The organism is Escherichia sp. E2586 (genome assembly GCF_005781105.1).
Taxonomy (GTDB): Bacteria; Pseudomonadota; Gammaproteobacteria; order Enterobacterales; family Enterobacteriaceae; genus Escherichia.
Map to the genome: position 1 here is coordinate 14,001 of NZ_VATN01000004.1, position 18,897 is coordinate 32,897.

An 18,897-nucleotide genomic window follows, 5' to 3' on the forward strand; every position below is an offset into this window, starting at 1 on the left:
AAATCTTCATCAGAGATGACAACGGAGGAACCGAGATGTCACAAGATCCTTTCCAGGAACGCGAAGCTGAAAAATACGCGAATCCCATCCCTAGTCGGGAATTTATCCTCGAACATTTAACCAAACGTGAAAAACCGGCCAGCCGTGATGAGCTGGCGGTAGAATTGCACATTGAAGGCGAAGAGCAGCTTGAAGGCCTGCGTCGCCGCCTGCGCGCGATGGAGCGCGATGGTCAACTGGTCTTCACTCGCCGTCAGTGCTATGCGCTGCCGGAACGCCTCGACCTGGTGAAAGGTACCGTTATTGGCCACCGTGATGGCTACGGCTTTCTGCGGGTTGAAGGACGTAAAGATGATTTGTATCTCTCTAGCGAGCAGATGAAAACCTGCATTCATGGCGATCAGGTGCTGGCGCAGCCGCTGGGCGCTGACCGTAAAGGTCGTCGTGAAGCGCGTATTGTTCGCGTACTGGTGCCAAAAACCAGCCAGATTGTTGGTCGCTACTTTACCGAAGCGGGCGTCGGCTTTGTGGTTCCTGACGACAGCCGTCTGAGCTTCGATATTTTAATCCCGCCCGATCAGATCATGGGCGCGCGGATGGGCTTTGTGGTGGTTGTTGAACTGACCCAACGCCCGACTCGCCGTACCAAAGCGGTGGGTAAAATCGTCGAAGTGCTGGGCGACAATATGGGCACCGGCATGGCGGTTGATATCGCTCTGCGTACCCATGAAATTCCGTACATCTGGCCGCAGGCTGTTGAGCAACAGGTTGCCGGGCTGAAAGAAGAAGTGCCGGAAGAAGCAAAAGCGGGCCGTGTCGATCTGCGCGATTTACCGCTGGTCACCATTGATGGCGAAGACGCCCGTGACTTTGACGATGCAGTTTACTGCGAGAAAAAACGCGGCGGCGGTTGGCGTTTATGGGTCGCGATTGCCGACGTCAGCTACTATGTGCGTCCGCCAACACCGCTGGACAGCGAAGCGCGTAACCGTGGTACGTCGGTGTATTTCCCTTCGCAGGTTATCCCGATGCTGCCGGAAGTGCTCTCTAACGGCCTGTGCTCGCTCAACCCGCAGGTAGACCGCCTGTGTATGGTGTGCGAGATGACAATTTCGTCGAAAGGCCGCCTGACTGGCTACAAATTCTATGAAGCGGTGATGAGCTCTCACGCGCGTCTGACCTACACCAAAGTCTGGCATATTCTGCAGGGCGATCAGGATCTGCGCGAGCAGTACGCCCCGCTGGTTAAGCATCTCGAAGAGTTGCATAACCTCTATAAAGTGCTGGATAAAGCCCGTGAAGAACGCGGTGGGATCTCGTTTGAGAGCGAAGAAGCGAAGTTCATTTTCAACGCTGAACGCCGTATTGAGCGTATCGAACAGACCCAGCGTAACGACGCACACAAGTTAATTGAAGAGTGTATGATTCTGGCGAATATCTCGGCGGCGCGTTTCGTTGAGAAAGCCAAAGAACCGGCACTGTTCCGTATTCACGACAAGCCGAGCACCGAGGCTATTACCTCTTTCCGTTCAGTGCTGGCGGAGCTGGGGCTGGAACTGCCGGGCGGCAACAAGCCGGAACCGCGTGACTACGCGGAGCTGCTGGAGTCGGTTGCCGATCGTCCTGATGCAGAAATGCTGCAAACCATGCTGCTGCGCTCGATGAAACAGGCGATTTACGATCCGGAAAACCGTGGTCACTTTGGTCTGGCATTGCAGTCCTATGCGCACTTTACTTCGCCGATTCGTCGTTATCCTGACCTGACGCTGCACCGCGCCATTAAGTATCTGCTGGCGAAAGAGCAGGGGCATCAGGGCAACACCACTGAAACCGGCGGCTACCATTATTCGATGGAAGAGATGTTGCAACTGGGTCAGCACTGTTCCATGGCGGAACGTCGTGCCGACGAAGCAACGCGCGATGTGGCTGACTGGCTGAAGTGTGACTTCATGCTCGACCAGGTGGGCAACGTCTTTAAAGGCGTTATTGCCAGCGTCACTGGTTTTGGCTTCTTTGTTCGTCTCGACGACCTGTTCATTGATGGTCTGGTCCACGTCTCTTCGCTGGACAATGACTACTATCGCTTTGACCAGGTAGGGCAACGCCTGATGGGCGAATCCAGCGGCCAGACTTATCGCCTGGGCGATCGCGTGGAAGTTCGCGTCGAAGCGGTTAATATGGACGAGCGCAAAATCGACTTTAGCCTGATCTCCAGCGAACGCGCACCGCGCAACGTCGGTAAAACGGCGAGCGAGAAAGCGAAAAAAGGCGATGCAGGCAAAAAAGGCGGCAAGCGTCGTCAGGTCGGTAAAAAGGTAAACTTTGAGCCAGACAGTGCCTTCCGTGGCGAGAAAAAACCGAAGCTGAAAGCGGCGAAGAAAGACGCGAGAAAAGCGAAAAAGCCATCGGCGAAAACGCAGAAAATAGCCGCAGCGACCAAAGCGAAGCGTGCGGCGAAGAAAAAAGTGGCAGAGTGATCATTACCCTCTTCAAACAGAAGAGGGTTAGATTGCTGACAAAATGCGCTTTGTTCATGCCGGATGCGGTGTGAACGCCTTATCCGGCCTACATAATCACGCAAATTCAATATATTGCAGGGATCATGTAGGCCGGATAAACGTAGTGCATCAGGCAAAACGTAAACAACGAGTACATTAATGAGCGAAATGATTTACGGCATCCACGCAGTGCAGGCCCTGCTGGAGCGCGCCCCTGAACGTTTTCAGGAAGTCTTTATTTTAAAAGGCCGTGAAGATAAACGTCTGTTACCGCTGATTCACGCCCTTGAATCCCAGGGCGTGGTTATCCAGCTGGCAAACCGCCAATATCTCGATGAGAAAAGCGACGGTGCCGTGCATCAGGGCATTATCGCCCGTGTGAAACCAGGACGGCAGTATCAGGAAAACGATCTGCCGGATCTGATCGCTTCGCTCGAACAACCGTTCCTGCTGATCCTCGACGGTGTAACCGATCCGCACAACCTCGGTGCGTGCCTGCGTAGCGCGGACGCCGCTGGCGTTCATGCGGTGATTGTGCCGAAAGATCGCTCCGCACAGCTCAACGCCACGGCGAAAAAAGTAGCCTGCGGCGCGGCAGAAAGCGTTCCGCTGATTCGGGTGACTAACCTTGCGCGCACCATGCGTATGTTGCAGGAAGAGAATATCTGGATCGTCGGTACGGCAGGCGAGGCGGATCATACGCTCTATCAGAGCAAAATGACCGGACGACTGGCGCTGGTGATGGGCGCGGAAGGTGAAGGTATGCGTCGTCTGACCCGTGAACATTGCGATGAGTTGATCAGCATCCCAATGGCAGGAAGTGTTTCTTCGCTGAACGTTTCGGTTGCGACCGGAATTTGCTTATTTGAAGCGGTTCGCCAGCGCAGCTAATCCCTCTGATTTAAGAAAAACCATCCAGATTTGGATGGTTTTTTTTTATCTATAGCTGGTAAGATAATTACGCTCTATAAATATTCATCTTATTAATAATTAAATTTAATATATATGGAATAATATATGATATGGAATCCGTTGGCGCTGGCGACAGCGTTACAAGCTGTACCTAAACAAAATATTGATGTAACAAATAGTGAAAATGCATTAATTATTAAAATGAATGATTACGGCGATTTGCAAATCAATGTTCTTTTTACTTCTCGCCAGATGATTATCGAAACATTTATTTGTCCGGTAAGCTATATCAATAATCCAAATGAATTTAATACATTCCTTTTAAGAAATCAGAAAATTATGCCGCTGTCATCGGTGGGGATCTCCAGCGTGCAACAGGAAGAGTATTACATTGTTTTCGGGGCATTATCGCTTAAATCTTCTCTTGAAGATATCCTGCTTGAAATAACCTCGCTGGTAGATAATGCATTGGATCTGGCTGAAATTACAGAAGAATATTCACACTAATTACAAGGACGGGTATTTATGGGAATTTTAAAAAGTTTATTTACGCTGGGGAAATCGTTTATCTCCCAGGCGGAAGAATCCATTGAAGAAACCCAGGGCGTGCGCATGCTGGAACAACATATTCGGGACGCCAAAGCTGAACTGGATAAAGCCGGAAAATCTCGCGTCGATCTGCTGGCGCGGGTGAAATTAAGTAACGATAAGCTGAAAGATTTACGCGAGCGTAAAACCAGTCTGGAAGCCCGTGCGCTGGAAGCATTAAGCAAGAACGTTAACCCATCGTTAATTAACGAAGTCGCCGAAGAAATTGCGCGCCTTGAGAATCTTATTACCGCTGAAGAACAGGTGTTGTCGAATCTGGAAGTCTCCCGCGATGGTGTGGAAAAAGCCGTTACGGCAACGGCACAGCGTATTTCCCAGTTTGAGCAACAAATGGAAGTCGTTAAAGCTACTGAAGCCATGCAGCGTGCGCAGCAGGCCGTAACGACCTCGACCGTTGGCGCCTCTTCCAGCGTTTCGACAGCTGCAGAGTCATTAAAACGCCTGCAAACGCGTCAGGCTGAGCGCCAGGCCCGGCTGGATGCCGCCGCGCAGCTGGAAAAAGTGGCAGACGGTCGCGATCTCGACGAAAAACTGGCGGAAGTGGGGATTGGTGGTGTTAATAAAAGCAATGCCCAGGATGTGCTGGCAAGGCTGCAACGCCAACAGGGCGAGTAATTTTTTGCCAGCCTCACTAAAAGGCTGGCTGCTAATTTAAGGATAAAATATGTCTGGTTTTTTCCAGCGCCTGTTTGGTCAGGATGATAAGCCTGTTATCGTTCGCGGTCCGCTGGGACTTCATCTCAATAGTGGCTTTACGCTCGACTCGTTAACGTTTCGTTTGCTGGAAGATGAATTGCTGATTGCGCTGCCGGGTGAAGAATACACGGTAGCAGCTGTCAGCCACATCGATCTGGGCGGCGGTAGCCAGATTTTCCGCTACTACACTTCGGGCGATGAATTTCTGCAAATCAATACCACCGGCGGCGAAGATATTGATGACATTGATGATATCAAGCTCTTTGTCTATGAAGAGAGCTACGGTATCAGTAAAGAGAGTCACTGGCGCGAGGCGATCAACGCCAAAGCGATGGGGGCAATGACCTTAAACTGGCAGGAAAAACGCTGGCAGCGATTTTTTAACAGCGAAGAACCGGGAAATATCGAACCCGTCTACATGCTGGAAAAAGTAGAAAATCAAAACCATGCCAAATGGGAGGTCCATAATTTTACCATGGGCTACCAACGGCAAGTGACCGAAGATACTTACGAATATTTGCTGTTAAATGGTGAGGAATCTTTTAACGATCTCGGCGAGCCGGAGTGGTTATTTTCGCGCGCGCTGGGCGTCGATATCCCGCTGACATCACTTCATATTATTGGTTAATTACAGGGACGTTTACGATGCATATACTGGATTCACTTCTTGCTTTTAGCGCCTATTTTTTTATTGGCGTGGCGATGGTAATTATTTTTCTTTTTATCTATTCTAAAATTACACCACACAACGAATGGCAGTTAATCAAAAACAATAATACCGCGGCGTCACTGGCGTTCAGCGGTACATTGTTGGGTTACGTGATCCCGTTATCCAGTGCGGCAATCAATGCGGTGAGCATTCCGGATTATTTCGCCTGGGGCGGGATTGCACTGGTGATTCAGTTACTCGTTTTTGCTGGTGTCAGACTTTATATGCCCGCATTAAGCGAAAAAATTATTAATCACAATACCGCCGCAGGAATGTTTATGGGAACCGCCGCGCTGGCTGGCGGTATTTTTAACGCAGCTTGTATGACATGGTAATGGACGATCATGGCCAGAAAACGCAAATCAAGAAATAACAGTAAAATTGGTCACGGAGCGATCAGTCGCATTGGTAGATCGAATAATCCTTTTGAGCCACGCCGCAATCGCTACGCACAAAAATACTTAACGTTGGTGTTAATGGGCGGCGCCGCTTTTTTAATAGTCAAAGGATGGAGTGAAAGTAGCGATGTCGATAACGACGGCGACGGAACGTTTTACGCGACAGTGCAGGATTGCATTGATGACGGTAATAATTCAGACATCTGTGCTCATGGCTGGAACAATGCCAAAGCGGCATTTTATGCCGATGTTCCGAAGAATATGACTCAGCAAAATTGCCATTTTAAGTATGAAAATTGCTATTACGACAATGTTGAACAGAGTTGGATCCCGGTCATTTCTGGATTTTTGTTAAGCCGGGTTATTCGTAAAGATCGCGATGAGCCGTTTGTTTATAACAGCGGCGGATCCTCATTTGCTTCCCGTCCCGTCTGGCGCAACACTTCCGGTTATTACTCCTGGCGCTCCGGTTCTGGCAAAAAAGAGTCTTACTCCACGGGCGGCTTTACCACCAAAAAAGCGTCTACCGTTTCTCGCGGCGGCTATGGTCGCTCGTCCAGCGCCCGCGGGCATTGGGGAGGCTAATCATGCTGAGACACAATGTTCCTGTGCGGCGGGATCTGGACCGGATTGCCGCCGATAACGGATTTGACTTTCATATCATCGACAATGAAATCTATTGGGATGAGAGTCGGGCTTACCGCTTTACTCTGCGCCAGATTGAAGAGCAGATCGAAAAACCGACTGCGGAACTGCATCAGATGTGCCTGGAGGTGGTGGATCGTGCGGTTAAAGATGAAGAGATCCTGACGCAACTGGCGATCCCGCCGTTGTACTGGGATGTGATCGCCGAAAGCTGGCGCGCACGCGATCCTTCGCTGTATGGCCGTATGGATTTTGCCTGGTGTGGTAATGCGCCGGTTAAGTTGCTGGAGTACAACGCCGATACGCCAACTTCATTGTACGAGTCGGCTTATTTCCAGTGGTTGTGGCTGGAAGATGCTCGGCGCAGCGGCGTTATTCCGCGCGATGCCGATCAGTACAATGCCATTCAGGAGCGCCTGATTTCACGCTTTAGCGAGCTTTATAGCCGGGAGCCATTTTATTTTTGCTGCTGTCAGGACACCGACGAAGACAGGAGTACCGTGCTGTACTTGCAGGACTGCGCTCAGCAGGCAGGACAGGAGTCGCGGTTTATCTACATTGAAGATCTCGGTTTGGGCGTCGGCGGTGTACTGACCGATCTTGATGATAATGTCGTCCAGCGTGCATTTAAGCTGTATCCGCTGGAGTGGATGATGCGTGACGATAACGGTCCGCTGCTGCGCAAGCGTCGTGAGCAGTGGGTGGAGCCGTTATGGAAAAGTATCTTGAGTAACAAAGGGCTAATGCCGCTGCTTTGGCGCTTTTTTCCTGGTCATCCTAATCTTCTGGCGTCCTGGTTTGAGGGCGAAAAACCGCAGATCGCCGCTGGCGAAAGCTATGTGCGTAAACCGATCTACTCACGCGAGGGCGGTAACGTCACCATTTTCGACGGCCAGAATAACGTCGTTGACCACGCTGATGGTGATTACGCCGATGAACCGATGATCTATCAGGCGTTTCAACCGCTACCGCGATTTGGCGATAGTTACACGCTGATTGGTAGCTGGATTGTCGATGATGAAGCGTGCGGTATGGGTATCCGCGAAGATAACACGCTGATCACTAAAGACACTTCGCGTTTTGTTCCGCACTACATTGCGGGTTAAGAATGTTTTAGCAATCTCTTTCTGTCAGGAATCCGTGGCAGTGACCATACTAATGGTGACTGCCATTGATGGAGGGAGACACCGTGCACTGGCAAACTCACACTGTTTTTAATCAACCTATACCCTTAAATAACAGCAATTTATACCTGTCTGATGGCGCGCTCTGCGAAGCGGTAACGCGCGAAGGCGCTGGCTGGGATAGCGATTTTCTCGCCAGTATTGGTCAGCAACTCGGAACGGCAGAATCCCTTGAACTGGGGCGGCTGGCGAATGTAAACCCACCTGAACTGTTGCGCTACGATGCCCAGGGGCGACGTCTGGACGATGTCCGTTTCCATCCCGCATGGCACCTGCTGATGCAGGCGTTATGTACCAATCGGGTACACAACCTGGCCTGGGAAGAAGATGCTCGTTCTGGCGCATTTGTGGCGCGGGCGGCGCGTTTTATGTTGCACGCGCAGGTTGAGGCCGGGTCGTTATGCCCGATAACGATGACCTTTGCCGCTACGCCATTGCTGTTACAGATGCTACCCGCGCCGTTTCAGGACTGGACCACGCCGCTGTTGAGCGATCGCTACGATTCCCACTTATTGCCAGGCGGGCAAAAACGCGGTTTGTTGATTGGCATGGGAATGACGGAAAAGCAGGGCGGTTCCGATGTCATGAGCAACACCACCCGTGCAGAGCGTCTGGAAGATGGCTCTTATCGGCTGGTGGGGCATAAATGGTTTTTCTCGGTGCCACAAAGCGACGCGCATCTGGTGCTGGCGCAGACCGCGGGCGGTTTGTCCTGCTTTTTTGTGCCGCGATTTTTGCCTGACGGGCAACGCAACGCGATTCGGCTGGAGCGTCTGAAAGATAAGTTGGGTAATTGTTCCAATGCCAGTTGCGAAGTGGAGTTTCAGGATGCCATTGGCTGGTTGTTGGGTCAGGAAGGGGAAGGGATTCGCCTGATCCTGAAAATGGGCGGGATAACGCGTTTTGATTGTGCACTGGGCAGCCACGCCATGATGCGCCGTGCGTTCTCGCTGGCGATTTATCACGCACATCAGCGCCATGTATTTGGTAATCCGTTAATAGAACAGTCTCTGATGCGCCATGTCTTAAGTCGCATGGCGCTTCAGCTTGAAGGGCAAACAGCATTGTTGTTTCGTCTGGCGCGGGCCTGGGAGCGACGTGCCGATGCTAAAGAAGCCCTATGGGCGCGCTTATTTACGCCTGCGGCGAAATTTGTGATCTGCAAACGTGGCATTCCGTTTGTGGCTGAAGCGATGGAGGTACTGGGCGGTATTGGCTATTGCGAAGAGAGCGAACTACCGCGACTTTATCGAGAGATGCCAGTGAACAGTATCTGGGAAGGCTCTGGCAATATTATGTGCCTCGATGTGCTGCGCGTTCTTAATAAGCAAGCGGGTGTATACGACTTGCTGTCGGAAGCGTTTATGGAAGTGAAAGGGCAAGATCGTTATTTTGATCGCGCGGTTCGTCGCTTACAACAGCAACTGCGCAAACCGGCTGAGGAATTGGGACGGGAGATAACACATCAATTATTTTTGCTGGGCTGCGGCGCGCAAATGTTGAAATATGCTTCTCCGCCAATGGCGCAGGCGTGGTGTCAGGTGATGTTAAATACGCGCGGTGGCGTGCGGTTGGCAGAGCAGATCCAGAATGATTTATTGCTGCGGGCGACGGGGGGAGTGTGTTTGTAAGCGTATACGACGGATGCGACGCTGGTTTCGATTAACTAAATGAAATATGTGAAAATTGTAGGCCGGACAAGGCGCTCGCGCCGCATCCGGCATTGTTCATTTGCTGTAGATGACACTCACGCATACAGTATCGCCTGTACACGCCAGTTATCGGGCTGCTGGTCTTCATACATGGTAATAATGCGATACCATGATGCCCCTTGTTCATCGGCCTTTAACGCCACGATACGTTCCACGTCCTGCGGATCCCCTGAAATATTGCTAACCGAGATCTGACCTATTTCATTCAGGCCCGTCACGCAGTCAGCACTGGCGAATTCTGCAGACTGTGCCGTGGCGCTCGCAGGGCAAGTCACTAATTGCAGCGAGGGTGAGGCAAGTAATTGTTTCATCGTCAGCTCCATTTTTCGTTTCCCCACATGTTGCAGGGCATTCCATCGCGGTAATAAACGCCCGAGCTTCCAGCCGGTAATTTATTGTGCACAGGTAAACGCATAGGGACGCAAAGCAATGTAAAGCTGACTATGTAAGTTGTCTGATTTATTTACGGTACAAAATGGCTTGTGAATACCACTGTCCTGTCACGATGGTTTCATCCACCATTACGACAACGTAATAATCAGCTTTTGCAGCGACAGCTTTCGCTCTGATTTCTGCTAATGCGTCATCCGGAGAGCCCCGTACCATCGTGCTTACGCTACCTATTCGCTGTAACCCTTGTGTCTGGTCGCGGCGAATCTCTTGCGGATGGTCCGTTACTGGCGGTGCTGGCTGTGGCGTACCTTGCAGTGCGCTACAGGCGCTTAGCATCAACACCAATAATAAACTGGCAAACCGATAAATAACGCTATTACGTTTCCTGCTAACCATAGTGTAGTGCCTTATTTATTTAACTTGAGGGGAATGTTCCCGAATTGTTACCTGGTACGCGATTTTCGAATGAAAACGTTGTGAAAGCGTAATCCACATCTCAACATTATGAACTAATACGGTCAGCAGAAACTTGTGCTAAGGATTTCTTCATGTCATACCAGACTCAAAGGAGAAAAAGATGATTGAATTAGAATCACGCGTGCTGGCTGATATTCCCGTTCTTCACGCTTATCCCATAGGGCAAAAAGAACCCCCATTACCGTGTGTGATTTTTTATCACGGATTTACTTCATCCAGCCTGGTTTATAGCTATTTTGCCGTCGCGCTGGCGCAGGTTGGTTTCCGGGTGATCATGCCGGATGCGCCCAATCACGGTAGCCGTTTTAGTGGCGACGCAGCGAGGCGTTTAAATCAATTCTGGCAAATCTTGCTACAAAGTATGCAGGAATTCACTACTTTACGTGCGGCAATAGCCGAAGAAAACTGGCTGCGTGATGAACGCCTGGCGGTTGGTGGCGCGTCGATGGGCGCAATGACCGCGTTGGGGATTACCGCTCGCCACCCCACGGTGAAATGTACCGCCAGCATGATGGGGTCTGGCTATTTCACATCGCTTGCCCGTTCACTGTTTCCACCGTTGAAGCCTGAAACGCCAGCACAGCAAAACGAATTTAATAACATTATTGCTCCACTGGCAGAGTGGGAAGCGACAAACCACCTGGACGAACTGGGAAGCAGGCCACTGCTGTTGTGGCATGGCCTTGACGATGATGTTGTGCCTGCCGAGGAATCACTACGTTTGCAGCAGGCATTAAGAGATACGGGACGAGATAAACAGTTAACCTGTTCATGGCAGCCTGGCGTGCGCCACCGTATTACACCCGAGGCGTTAGATGCTGCGGTGACATTTTTCCACCAGCATCTTTAAACACGCAGAATGCTGACCCCTTGCGCTTCCAGCTGTTGCAGGATCTCTGGGTTAGCATTTTTGCCGGTGATCAGCATATCGATTTGATCGGCGCGGCTAAAGAGCATCCCCGCGCGTTCACCAATCTTACTGCTATCGACCAGCACTACCAGTTTCCCTACCACGCTCAGCATCTTCTGCTCTGCCATCGCTGTCAGCATATCGGTTTTATATAACCCTTCTGCGGTCAGCCCTTTGCCGCTGGTAAACATCCAGTGCCCGGCATAGAGACTGTTTTCGCTGCCCTGTGGGCTTAAGGTGATGGACTGACTTTTGTTGTACTGCCCGCCCATGATGATCACGCTGTCATGTTCCTGATCGATCAGATAGTTTGCCAGCGGGAGATAATTAGTGATGATTTGCACCGGTTTGCCACACATTTCCCGGCCGAGCAGAAACGCGGTAGAGCCGCAGTTGATGACCACGCTTTCGCCCGGGTTGACCAACTGCGAGGCCGCTTTAGCGATACGTACTTTTTCATCGTGATTCTGCGCCTGGTGCAGATTCATCGGCGTCCATCGCGGGCGCTGCTGGGTAATCGCTTCGGCGCCGTTGCGCACTTTCTTCAGTTTGCCGCTTTCGTCGAGTTTATTGATATCGCGTCGCGCAGTGGCAGGCGAAATTCCCAGACGCTCAACGACTTTCTCCACGGTCACAAAGCCCAATTGTGCGAGCATTTCCAGGAGGATTTGATGTCTTTGTGCTTCAGTCATGAGCTATTCCGATAAAATTTGATTTTTTTAGATGATATTTGAAATAGCCAGGAAATACTACGCCGGATAGCGCGAACAGATCCACGCTACCCGGTATCAACGACAGATTACAGGAACGATTTGAACGGCAGATCCGGTTCAATGGTGAAGCAATCGTCAAAACCACGCGGATAGTGATACTCGAAGTTATCTTTATCCAACGGCCAGGTAAACTTGCCACCGACCTGCCAGATAAATGGCTTAAAGCCATACTTCAGACGATCTTTTTTCATCTCCCACAGTACGCGGATTTCCTGCGGATCGGCCTGGAAGTTTGACCAGATATCATGGTGGAACGGGATAACAACTTTCGCATTCAACGCTTCGCCCATACGCAGCATATCGGCGCTGGTCATTTTGTCGGTAATACCGCGTGGGTTCTCACCGTACGATCCTAACGCCACGTCGATCTGATGCTCGTTGCCATGTTTTGCATAGTAGTTAGAGTAGTGGGAATCGCCGCTGTGATACAGGGAACCGCCCGGTGTTTTGAACAGATAGTTTACTGCGCGATCGTCCATGCCGTCTGGCAGCACGCCAGCCGCTTTTTGATCCGCTGGTAGGGTGATCAGTGCAGTACGGTCGAACGCGTCAAGGGCATGAATTTCAATGTCTTTCACTTTTACCACATCGCCTGGTTTGACCACGATGCAGCGCTCTTTTGGTACTCCCCAGCCAATCCATAAATCCACGCAGGTTTTCGGTCCGATAAACGGTACGTCATCAGCACAGTTCTGCATCACGGCAGCAGCGACGTTGACGTCGATATGATCGTTGTGATCGTGAGTTGCCAGTACCGCGTCGATCTGGCGAATCGCAAACGGATCAAGAACAAACGGGGTAGTACGCAGGTTTGGCTGCAGTTTTTTCACGCCAGCCATGCGCTGCATCTGGTGACCCTGTTTCATCAGCGGGTTACCGTGACTTTGTTTGCCAGTACCGCACCAGAAATCAACACAAACGTTGGTGCCACCTTCCGATTTCAGCCAGATCCCAGTACAACCGAGCCACCACATCGCGAATGTACCAGGAGCTACCTGCTCTTGTTCAATTTCTTCATTCAGCCAGCTACCCCACTCCGGGAAAGTGCTCAGGATCCAGGATTCACGGGTGATACTTTTCACTTTACTCATCGCCATTTACCTTCATGATGTTCAGTTTTAATCAATATGTGATTGGTTTTGATTAATCCTGACACTATTTTTTCAGGAAGGCAATGACCATTTTTTGACTTTTTGCCAGGGGAGTTGTTGTGGATTTTGAGTGTGGAAAGATTTAACGGAATGTGTAATTCATTTAACTAAATGAATTTAAATGAGTAATTGTTTCGTTGCATGAATCCCACTCTATCCATGTGGAATTATTTGCGTGCCGCGTCACATTTAATCATAAATAATCTTGTTGTGATTACTTTTGAAAATTAGAGTGAATGCACAACATTCCGGGTGTGCGGAATACCCGGTTACCTCTTCTTCAGGAGATCGTTATGGAGATCCTCTACAACATCTTTACCGTGTTTTTTAACCAGGTCATGACCAATGCCCCGTTGTTGCTGGGTATTGTGACCTGTCTGGGCTACATCCTACTGCGCAAAAGTGTCAGCGTTATTATTAAAGGGACGATTAAAACCATTATTGGTTTCATGTTGTTGCAGGCAGGGTCCGGCATCCTGACCAGCACCTTCAAACCGGTGGTGGCGAAAATGTCGGAAGTCTACGGTATCAACGGTGCGATTTCAGATACTTACGCTTCGATGATGGCCACTATCGAGCGCATGGGCGATGCCTATAGCTGGGTGGGGTACGCGGTGCTGCTGGCACTGGCGTTGAACATCTGTTACGTGCTGCTGCGTCGTATTACCGGTATTCGCACCATCATGCTGACTGGGCACATCATGTTCCAGCAGGCGGGGCTGATTGCCGTTACGTTGTTTATTTTCGGCTATTCCATGTGGACGACCATTATCTGCACCGCGATTCTGGTTTCGCTCTACTGGGGTATCACCTCCAACATGATGTACAAGCCGACTCAGGAAGTGACGGACGGCTGCGGTTTCTCCATCGGTCACCAGCAGCAGTTCGCATCATGGGTTGCCTATAAAATCGCGCCGTTCCTCGGCAAAAAAGAGGAAAGCGTTGAAGATCTTAAACTGCCGGGCTGGCTGAATATTTTCCACGACAACATCGTCTCCACGGCGATTGTCATGACCATCTTCTTTGGTGCCATTCTGCTCTCCTTCGGTATCGACACCGTGCAGGCGATGGCAGGCAAAGTGCACTGGACGGTCTACATCCTGCAAACCGGTTTCTCCTTCGCGGTGGCGATCTTCATCATCACTCAGGGCGTGCGCATGTTTGTGGCGGAACTCTCTGAAGCATTTAACGGTATCTCCCAGCGTCTGATCCCAGGTGCGGTTCTGGCGATTGACTGTGCGGCTATCTATAGCTTCGCGCCGAACGCCGTGGTCTGGGGCTTTATGTGGGGCACCATCGGTCAGCTGATTGCGGTTGGCATCCTGGTCGCCTGCGGTTCCTCCATTCTGATTATTCCTGGCTTTATCCCGATGTTCTTCTCCAACGCCACCATCGGCGTGTTCGCTAACCACTTCGGCGGCTGGCGTGCGGCGCTGAAAATTTGTCTGGTGATGGGGATGATTGAAATCTTTGGTTGCGTCTGGGCGGTGAAACTCACCGGTATGAGTGCCTGGATGGGTATGGCGGACTGGTCGATTCTGGCACCGCCGATGATGCAGGGCTTCTTCTCCATCGGTATCGCCTTTATGGCCGTCATCATTGTAATTGCACTGGCTTATATGTTCTTCGCTGGCCGCGCACTGCGCGCAGAAGAAGATGCAGAAAAACAACTGGCAGAACAGTCTGCTTAATAAGGAGTTTTGATTATGACCGTACGTATTCTGGCTGTGTGTGGCAACGGACAAGGCAGTTCCATGATCATGAAGATGAAAGTGGACCAGTTTTTAACCCAATCAAACATTGACCACACGGTAAATAGCTGCGCGGTTGGCGAATACAAAAGCGAGTTGAGCGGCGCGGATATCATCATCGCTTCTACGCACATTGCGGGCGAAATCACCGTGACCGGCAACAAATACGTGGTTGGCGTACGCAACATGCTCTCTCCTGCTGATTTTGGCCCGAAACTGCTGGAAGTGATCAAAGAGCATTTCCCGCAGGATGTGAAGTAAGGACGCGCCATGAAATTACGTGATTCGCTGGCGGAGAATAAATCTATCCGTCTGCAGGCTGAAGCTGAGACATGGCAGGACGCAGTGAAAATCGGCGTTGACCTGCTGGTGGCGGCGGATGTTGTCGAGCCGCGTTACTACCAGGCGATTCTGGATGCGGTTGAACAGCACGGCCCGTACTTTGTGCTCGCACCAGGCCTGGCAATGCCGCACGGTCGCCCGGAAGAGGGCGTTAAGAAAACCGGTTTTGCGCTGGTGACGCTGAAAAAGCCGCTGGAGTTCAACCACGAGGATAACGATCCGGTGGATATCCTCATCACTATGGCGGCGGTTGATGCCAACACTCACCAGGAAGTGGGCATCATGCAGATCGTCAACCTGTTTGAAGATGAAGAGAATTTCGACCGTTTACGTGCCTGCCGTACCGAGCAGGAAGTACTGGATCTCATTGACCGCACCAACGCGGCAGCTTAAGAAGGAATTGAACATGTCATTACCGATGTTGCAAGTCGCGCTGGACAACCAGACTATGGATAGCGCCTACGAAACCACTCGCTTGATTGCCGAAGAAGTCGACATTATCGAAGTGGGCACCATTCTATGCGTGGGCGAAGGCGTGCGTGCGGTTCGTGACCTGAAAGCGCTCTACCCGCACAAAATCGTGCTGGCAGATGCCAAAATTGCCGATGCGGGCAAAATCCTTTCTCGTATGTGCTTCGAAGCCAACGCTGACTGGGTGACCGTAATTTGCTGTGCGGATATCAACACCGCCAAAGGTGCGCTGGACGTAGCAAAAGAGTTTAACGGCGACGTGCAGATCGAACTGACCGGTTATTGGACCTGGGAACAGGCGCAGCAGTGGCGTGACGCAGGCATTCAGCAGGTGGTTTATCACCGCAGCCGTGACGCGCAGGCCGCAGGCGTGGCATGGGGCGAAGCGGACATTACCGCGATCAAACGTCTTTCCGATATGGGCTTCAAAGTAACCGTCACCGGTGGTCTGGCGCTGGAAGACCTGCCGCTGTTCAAAGGTATTCCGATTCATGTGTTTATCGCAGGTCGCAGCATCCGTGATGCCGCTTCTCCGGTTGAAGCTGCGCGTCAGTTCAAACGTTCCATCGCCCAGCTGTGGGGCTAAGGAGCGGATATGTTGTCCAAACAAATCCCGCTTGGCATCTATGAAAAAGCGCTCCCCGCCGGGGAGTGCTGGCTGGAACGGCTGCAACTGGCAAAAACGCTGGGCTTCGATTTTGTCGAGATGTCGGTAGATGAAACTGACGAGCGCTTGTCGCGCCTCGACTGGAGCCGCGAGCAGCGTCTGGCGCTGGTGAACGCGATTGTTGAAACCGGCGTGCGTGTGCCGTCCATGTGCCTTTCTGCTCATCGTCGTTTCCCGCTGGGCAGCGAAGATGATGCGGTGCGGGCGCAGGGGCTGGAGATTATGCGTAAAGCTATCCAGTTCGCCCAGGACGTCGGCATTCGCGTGATCCAGTTGGCGGGCTATGACGTTTACTATCAGGAGGCCAATAACGAAACGCGTCGTCGTTTCCGTGACGGCCTGAAAGAGAGCGTCGAGATGGCGAGCCGTGCGCAGGTCACGCTGGCAATGGAGATCATGGATTACCCATTGATGAACTCTATCAGCAAGGCGCTGGGCTACGCGCACTATCTCAACAATCCGTGGTTCCAGCTCTACCCGGATATCGGCAACCTGTCGGCGTGGGACAATGACGTGCAGATGGAATTGCAGGCCGGAATCGGGCATATCGTCGCGGTGCATGTGAAAGACACTAAACCGGGTGTCTTCAAAAACGTGCCTTTTGGCGAAGGCGTAGTGGATTTCGAACGTTGCTTTGAAACGCTCAAACAGAGTGGCTATTGCGGGCCGTACCTGATTGAGATGTGGAGCGAAACGGCGGAAGACCCGGCGGCAGAAGTGGCGAAAGCGCGTGACTGGGTAAAAGCGCGCATGGTCAAAGCGGGCATGGTGGAGGCGGCATAATGCAAAAGCTGAAACAGCAGGTGTTTGAAGCCAACATGGATCTGCCGCGTTACGGGCTGGTGACCTTTATCTGGGGCAACGTCAGCGCCATTGACCGCGAACGCGGGCTGGTGGTGATCAAGCCCAGCGGTGTCGCCTACGAAACCATGAAAGCGGACGATATGGTGGTGGTCGATATGAGCGGCCAGGTGGTGGACGGGATGTATCGCCCGTCTTCCGACACCGCGACGCATCTCGAACTCTACCGCCGTTATCCGTCGCTCGGCGGCATTGTCCATACCCACTCCACTCATGCCACCGCATGGGCGCAGGCAGGGCTGGCGATCCCGGCGTTAGGCACCACGCACGCTGACTACTTTTTGGGCGATATCCCGTGTACGCGCGGGTTAAGCGAAGAAGAGGTGCAGGGCGAGTACGAACAGAACACTGGCAAAGTGATTATCGAAACGCTGGGTGACGCCGAGCCGCTGCATACGCCGGGAATTGTGGTGTATCAGCACGGACCGTTTGCCTGGGGGAAAGATGCTCACGATGCGGTGCATAACGCGGTGGTGATGGAGGAAGTGGCAAAAATGGCGTGGATTGCGCGCAGTATTAACCCACAACTCAATCACATCGACAGCTTCCTGATGAATAAACACTTCATGCGTAAGCACGGTCCCAACGCCTATTACGGGCAGAAGTAAAACACGCGCTGCGGAAATTGCCTTCTTCGGGAGATAACTGGTCTGATTCCGCAGCCGTTTTTCAAAAAAAAGCCCCCGGAGAAGGGGGCAAAGCAAACTATGGCAATGTTTCGTTGGTTATACCTGGTGCTAGCGATAAATATCCGCGCTGGCGTGCATATTGCCGTTACTCCCCGGTTCCCGCATCAGAATCACGTGGTAGTACGTTGCGCCTTGCGCATCTGTCTCTTCATTCAGTGCCTGGCGAGCTTCACTTTCAGTGGCGAAGTTATGGTTGATATAAATCACGCCTAAGCTCTGCACGTCGTCCATATTTCTGGCCTGGTGGTTATTAATTTCAATGGCTGCCCATGTATTTGCACTTAGCAAAAGCACAGCCAGAAGGGCTAAAACACGGCTGAACATAGATACCTCCTCAACGGCTGACTTTGTGTGCGCTCCTCTGTAATGATCTTCTGATTTAATTTTAATCAATGATAAAGAAGTTGATGGTGACCATTTCTGATGCAGTTGTTCAAAAAAACGCCCTGATGGGATGTGATGAACTTCAAATCAGCGGGTTAGTACGATTTGGCGAAAGATGAGATTTATTTGTTGGCTGGCCTTGAGTTTAGCGGGGCATACAAGTACTATAACGCGTCATTTTTCAGCCGACCTTTAACACGTTCCTTGCCTCCCCGGGATTCGGCTGACCCAGACAGGAGGCTGAATAATCCGTAAGGAGCAATTCGATGCGTCATTACGAAATCGTTTTTATGGTCCATCCTGACCAGAGCGAACAGGTTCCGGGCATGATCGAGCGCTACACTGCTGCCATCACTGGTGCAGAAGGCAAGATCCACCGTCTGGAAGACTGGGGCCGCCGTCAGCTGGCTTACCCGATCAACAAACTGCACAAAGCACACTACGTTCTGATGAACGTTGAAGCTCCGCAGGAAGTGATCGATGAGCTGGAAACTACCTTCCGCTTCAACGATGCCGTTATCCGCAGCATGGTTATGCGTACCAAGCACGCTGTTACCGAAGCATCTCCGATGGTTAAAGCGAAAGACGAGCGCCGTGAGCGTCGCGATGATTTCGCAAACGAAACCGCAGATGATGCTGAAGCTGGGGATTCTGAAGAGTAATTT

General features: G+C 51.5%; 22 protein-coding genes. 17 read left to right on the forward strand and 5 right to left on the reverse strand.

What is annotated here, in order from left to right; translation table 11 throughout:
• The first annotated feature begins 35 nt into the window (after nucleotides 1–35).
• The 9 genes from rnr (at nucleotide 36) to FEK50_RS03245 (ending at nucleotide 9,282) form a co-directional block, all read left to right on the forward strand.
• On the forward strand, nucleotides 36–2,477 hold the full coding sequence (gene rnr / locus FEK50_RS03205) for a ribonuclease R (protein WP_131161342.1): 2,442 nt from the start codon (nucleotides 36–38) through the stop codon (nucleotides 2,475–2,477).
• A gap of 180 nt (nucleotides 2,478–2,657) precedes the next feature.
• Entirely contained in the window at nucleotides 2,658–3,389 is a 732-nt protein-coding gene (gene rlmB, locus FEK50_RS03210) for a 23S rRNA (guanosine(2251)-2'-O)-methyltransferase RlmB (protein WP_001293284.1), read from the forward strand.
• Between the two features lie 126 nt (nucleotides 3,390–3,515).
• Nucleotides 3,516–3,917, forward strand: coding sequence for a DUF2170 family protein (locus FEK50_RS03215; protein WP_130205993.1), 402 nt, complete (start codon nucleotides 3,516–3,518; stop codon nucleotides 3,915–3,917).
• Between the two features lie 18 nt (nucleotides 3,918–3,935).
• Complete coding sequence (locus FEK50_RS03220) at nucleotides 3,936–4,634, forward strand: PspA/IM30 family protein (protein WP_130259517.1); 699 nt, start codon at nucleotides 3,936–3,938, stop codon at nucleotides 4,632–4,634.
• Between the two features lie 49 nt (nucleotides 4,635–4,683).
• Nucleotides 4,684–5,343, forward strand: a complete 660-nt coding sequence (locus FEK50_RS03225) for a YjfK family protein (RefSeq protein WP_130205997.1) — start codon at nucleotides 4,684–4,686, stop codon at nucleotides 5,341–5,343.
• 17 nt (nucleotides 5,344–5,360) lie between these two features.
• On the forward strand, nucleotides 5,361–5,759 hold the full coding sequence (locus tag FEK50_RS03230) for a DUF350 domain-containing protein (protein WP_000547760.1): 399 nt from the start codon (nucleotides 5,361–5,363) through the stop codon (nucleotides 5,757–5,759).
• A 9-nt stretch (nucleotides 5,760–5,768) separates the two neighbouring features.
• Nucleotides 5,769–6,407: a DUF1190 domain-containing protein gene (locus FEK50_RS03235; protein ID WP_131161341.1), complete on the forward strand. Its 639-nt coding sequence runs from the start codon at nucleotides 5,769–5,771 to the stop codon at nucleotides 6,405–6,407.
• 2 nt (nucleotides 6,408–6,409) lie between these two features.
• Nucleotides 6,410–7,573, forward strand: a complete 1,164-nt coding sequence (locus FEK50_RS03240) for a glutathionylspermidine synthase family protein (RefSeq protein ID WP_130206001.1) — start codon at nucleotides 6,410–6,412, stop codon at nucleotides 7,571–7,573.
• A gap of 83 nt (nucleotides 7,574–7,656) precedes the next feature.
• Nucleotides 7,657–9,282, forward strand: a complete 1,626-nt coding sequence (locus FEK50_RS03245) for an isovaleryl-CoA dehydrogenase (RefSeq protein WP_131161340.1) — start codon at nucleotides 7,657–7,659, stop codon at nucleotides 9,280–9,282.
• Nucleotides 9,283–9,398: 116 nt separating this feature from the next.
• Here the strand turns inward: FEK50_RS03245 and yjfN are convergent, their stop codons facing one another.
• The gene (yjfN, locus tag FEK50_RS03250) at nucleotides 9,399–9,674 is read right to left on the reverse strand and encodes a DUF1471 family protease activator YjfN (protein WP_001517630.1); all 276 of its coding nucleotides are present in this window, start codon (nucleotides 9,672–9,674) and stop codon (nucleotides 9,399–9,401) included.
• Nucleotides 9,675–9,822: 148 nt separating this feature from the next.
• A complete protein-coding gene (gene bsmA / locus FEK50_RS03255; RefSeq protein ID WP_000254636.1) occupies nucleotides 9,823–10,152 on the reverse strand; it encodes a biofilm peroxide resistance protein BsmA in 330 nt (109 codons plus the stop codon).
• Between the two features lie 181 nt (nucleotides 10,153–10,333).
• Between bsmA and yjfP the strand changes: the two genes are divergently transcribed.
• On the forward strand, nucleotides 10,334–11,083 hold the full coding sequence (gene yjfP, locus FEK50_RS03260; RefSeq protein ID WP_131161339.1) for an esterase: 750 nt from the start codon (nucleotides 10,334–10,336) through the stop codon (nucleotides 11,081–11,083).
• Here the strand turns inward: yjfP and ulaR are convergent.
• A complete protein-coding gene (gene ulaR / locus FEK50_RS03265) occupies nucleotides 11,080–11,835 on the reverse strand; it encodes an HTH-type transcriptional regulator UlaR (protein ID WP_000133631.1) in 756 nt (251 codons plus the stop codon). The two genes, yjfP and ulaR, sit on opposite strands and share 4 nt — an antisense overlap.
• 107 nt (nucleotides 11,836–11,942) lie before the next feature.
• Entirely contained in the window at nucleotides 11,943–13,007 is a 1,065-nt protein-coding gene (ulaG, locus tag FEK50_RS03270) for an L-ascorbate 6-phosphate lactonase (protein WP_001295191.1), read from the reverse strand.
• Nucleotides 13,008–13,360: 353 nt separating this feature from the next.
• Between ulaG and ulaA the strand changes: the two genes are divergently transcribed.
• From ulaA to ulaF, 6 genes are read left to right on the forward strand one after another with little or no spacing between them, the layout of a single operon-like run.
• A complete protein-coding gene (gene ulaA / locus FEK50_RS03275) occupies nucleotides 13,361–14,758 on the forward strand; it encodes a PTS ascorbate transporter subunit IIC (protein WP_131161338.1) in 1,398 nt (465 codons plus the stop codon).
• 15 nt (nucleotides 14,759–14,773) lie between these two features.
• Complete coding sequence (ulaB, locus tag FEK50_RS03280; protein WP_000218362.1) at nucleotides 14,774–15,079, forward strand: PTS ascorbate transporter subunit IIB; 306 nt, start codon at nucleotides 14,774–14,776, stop codon at nucleotides 15,077–15,079.
• 9 nt (nucleotides 15,080–15,088) lie between these two features.
• On the forward strand, nucleotides 15,089–15,553 hold the full coding sequence (ulaC, locus tag FEK50_RS03285) for a PTS ascorbate transporter subunit IIA (protein WP_000776505.1): 465 nt from the start codon (nucleotides 15,089–15,091) through the stop codon (nucleotides 15,551–15,553).
• Between the two features lie 13 nt (nucleotides 15,554–15,566).
• The gene (ulaD, locus tag FEK50_RS03290) at nucleotides 15,567–16,217 is read left to right on the forward strand and encodes a 3-keto-L-gulonate-6-phosphate decarboxylase UlaD (protein WP_023216462.1); all 651 of its coding nucleotides are present in this window, start codon (nucleotides 15,567–15,569) and stop codon (nucleotides 16,215–16,217) included.
• Between the two features lie 9 nt (nucleotides 16,218–16,226).
• Nucleotides 16,227–17,081, forward strand: coding sequence for an L-ribulose-5-phosphate 3-epimerase UlaE (gene ulaE, locus FEK50_RS03295; RefSeq protein WP_044697638.1), 855 nt, complete (start codon nucleotides 16,227–16,229; stop codon nucleotides 17,079–17,081).
• Nucleotides 17,081–17,767 (forward strand): L-ribulose-5-phosphate 4-epimerase UlaF, encoded by a 687-nt coding sequence (ulaF, locus tag FEK50_RS03300; RefSeq protein ID WP_131161337.1) that lies wholly within the window; start codon nucleotides 17,081–17,083, stop codon nucleotides 17,765–17,767. The genes ulaE and ulaF overlap by 1 nt, the downstream gene beginning before the upstream one ends.
• Nucleotides 17,768–17,896: 129 nt before the next feature.
• On the opposite strand, the gene yjfY is transcribed toward ulaF, so the two are convergent.
• Nucleotides 17,897–18,172 (reverse strand): DUF1471 family protein YjfY, encoded by a 276-nt coding sequence (gene yjfY, locus FEK50_RS03305; RefSeq protein ID WP_000492914.1) that lies wholly within the window; start codon nucleotides 18,170–18,172, stop codon nucleotides 17,897–17,899.
• Nucleotides 18,173–18,498: 326 nt separating this feature from the next.
• On the opposite strand from yjfY, the gene rpsF reads away from it, so the two are divergent.
• Nucleotides 18,499–18,894 (forward strand): 30S ribosomal protein S6, encoded by a 396-nt coding sequence (gene rpsF / locus FEK50_RS03310; protein ID WP_001216676.1) that lies wholly within the window; start codon nucleotides 18,499–18,501, stop codon nucleotides 18,892–18,894.
• Nucleotides 18,895–18,897: the final 3 nt, after the last annotated feature.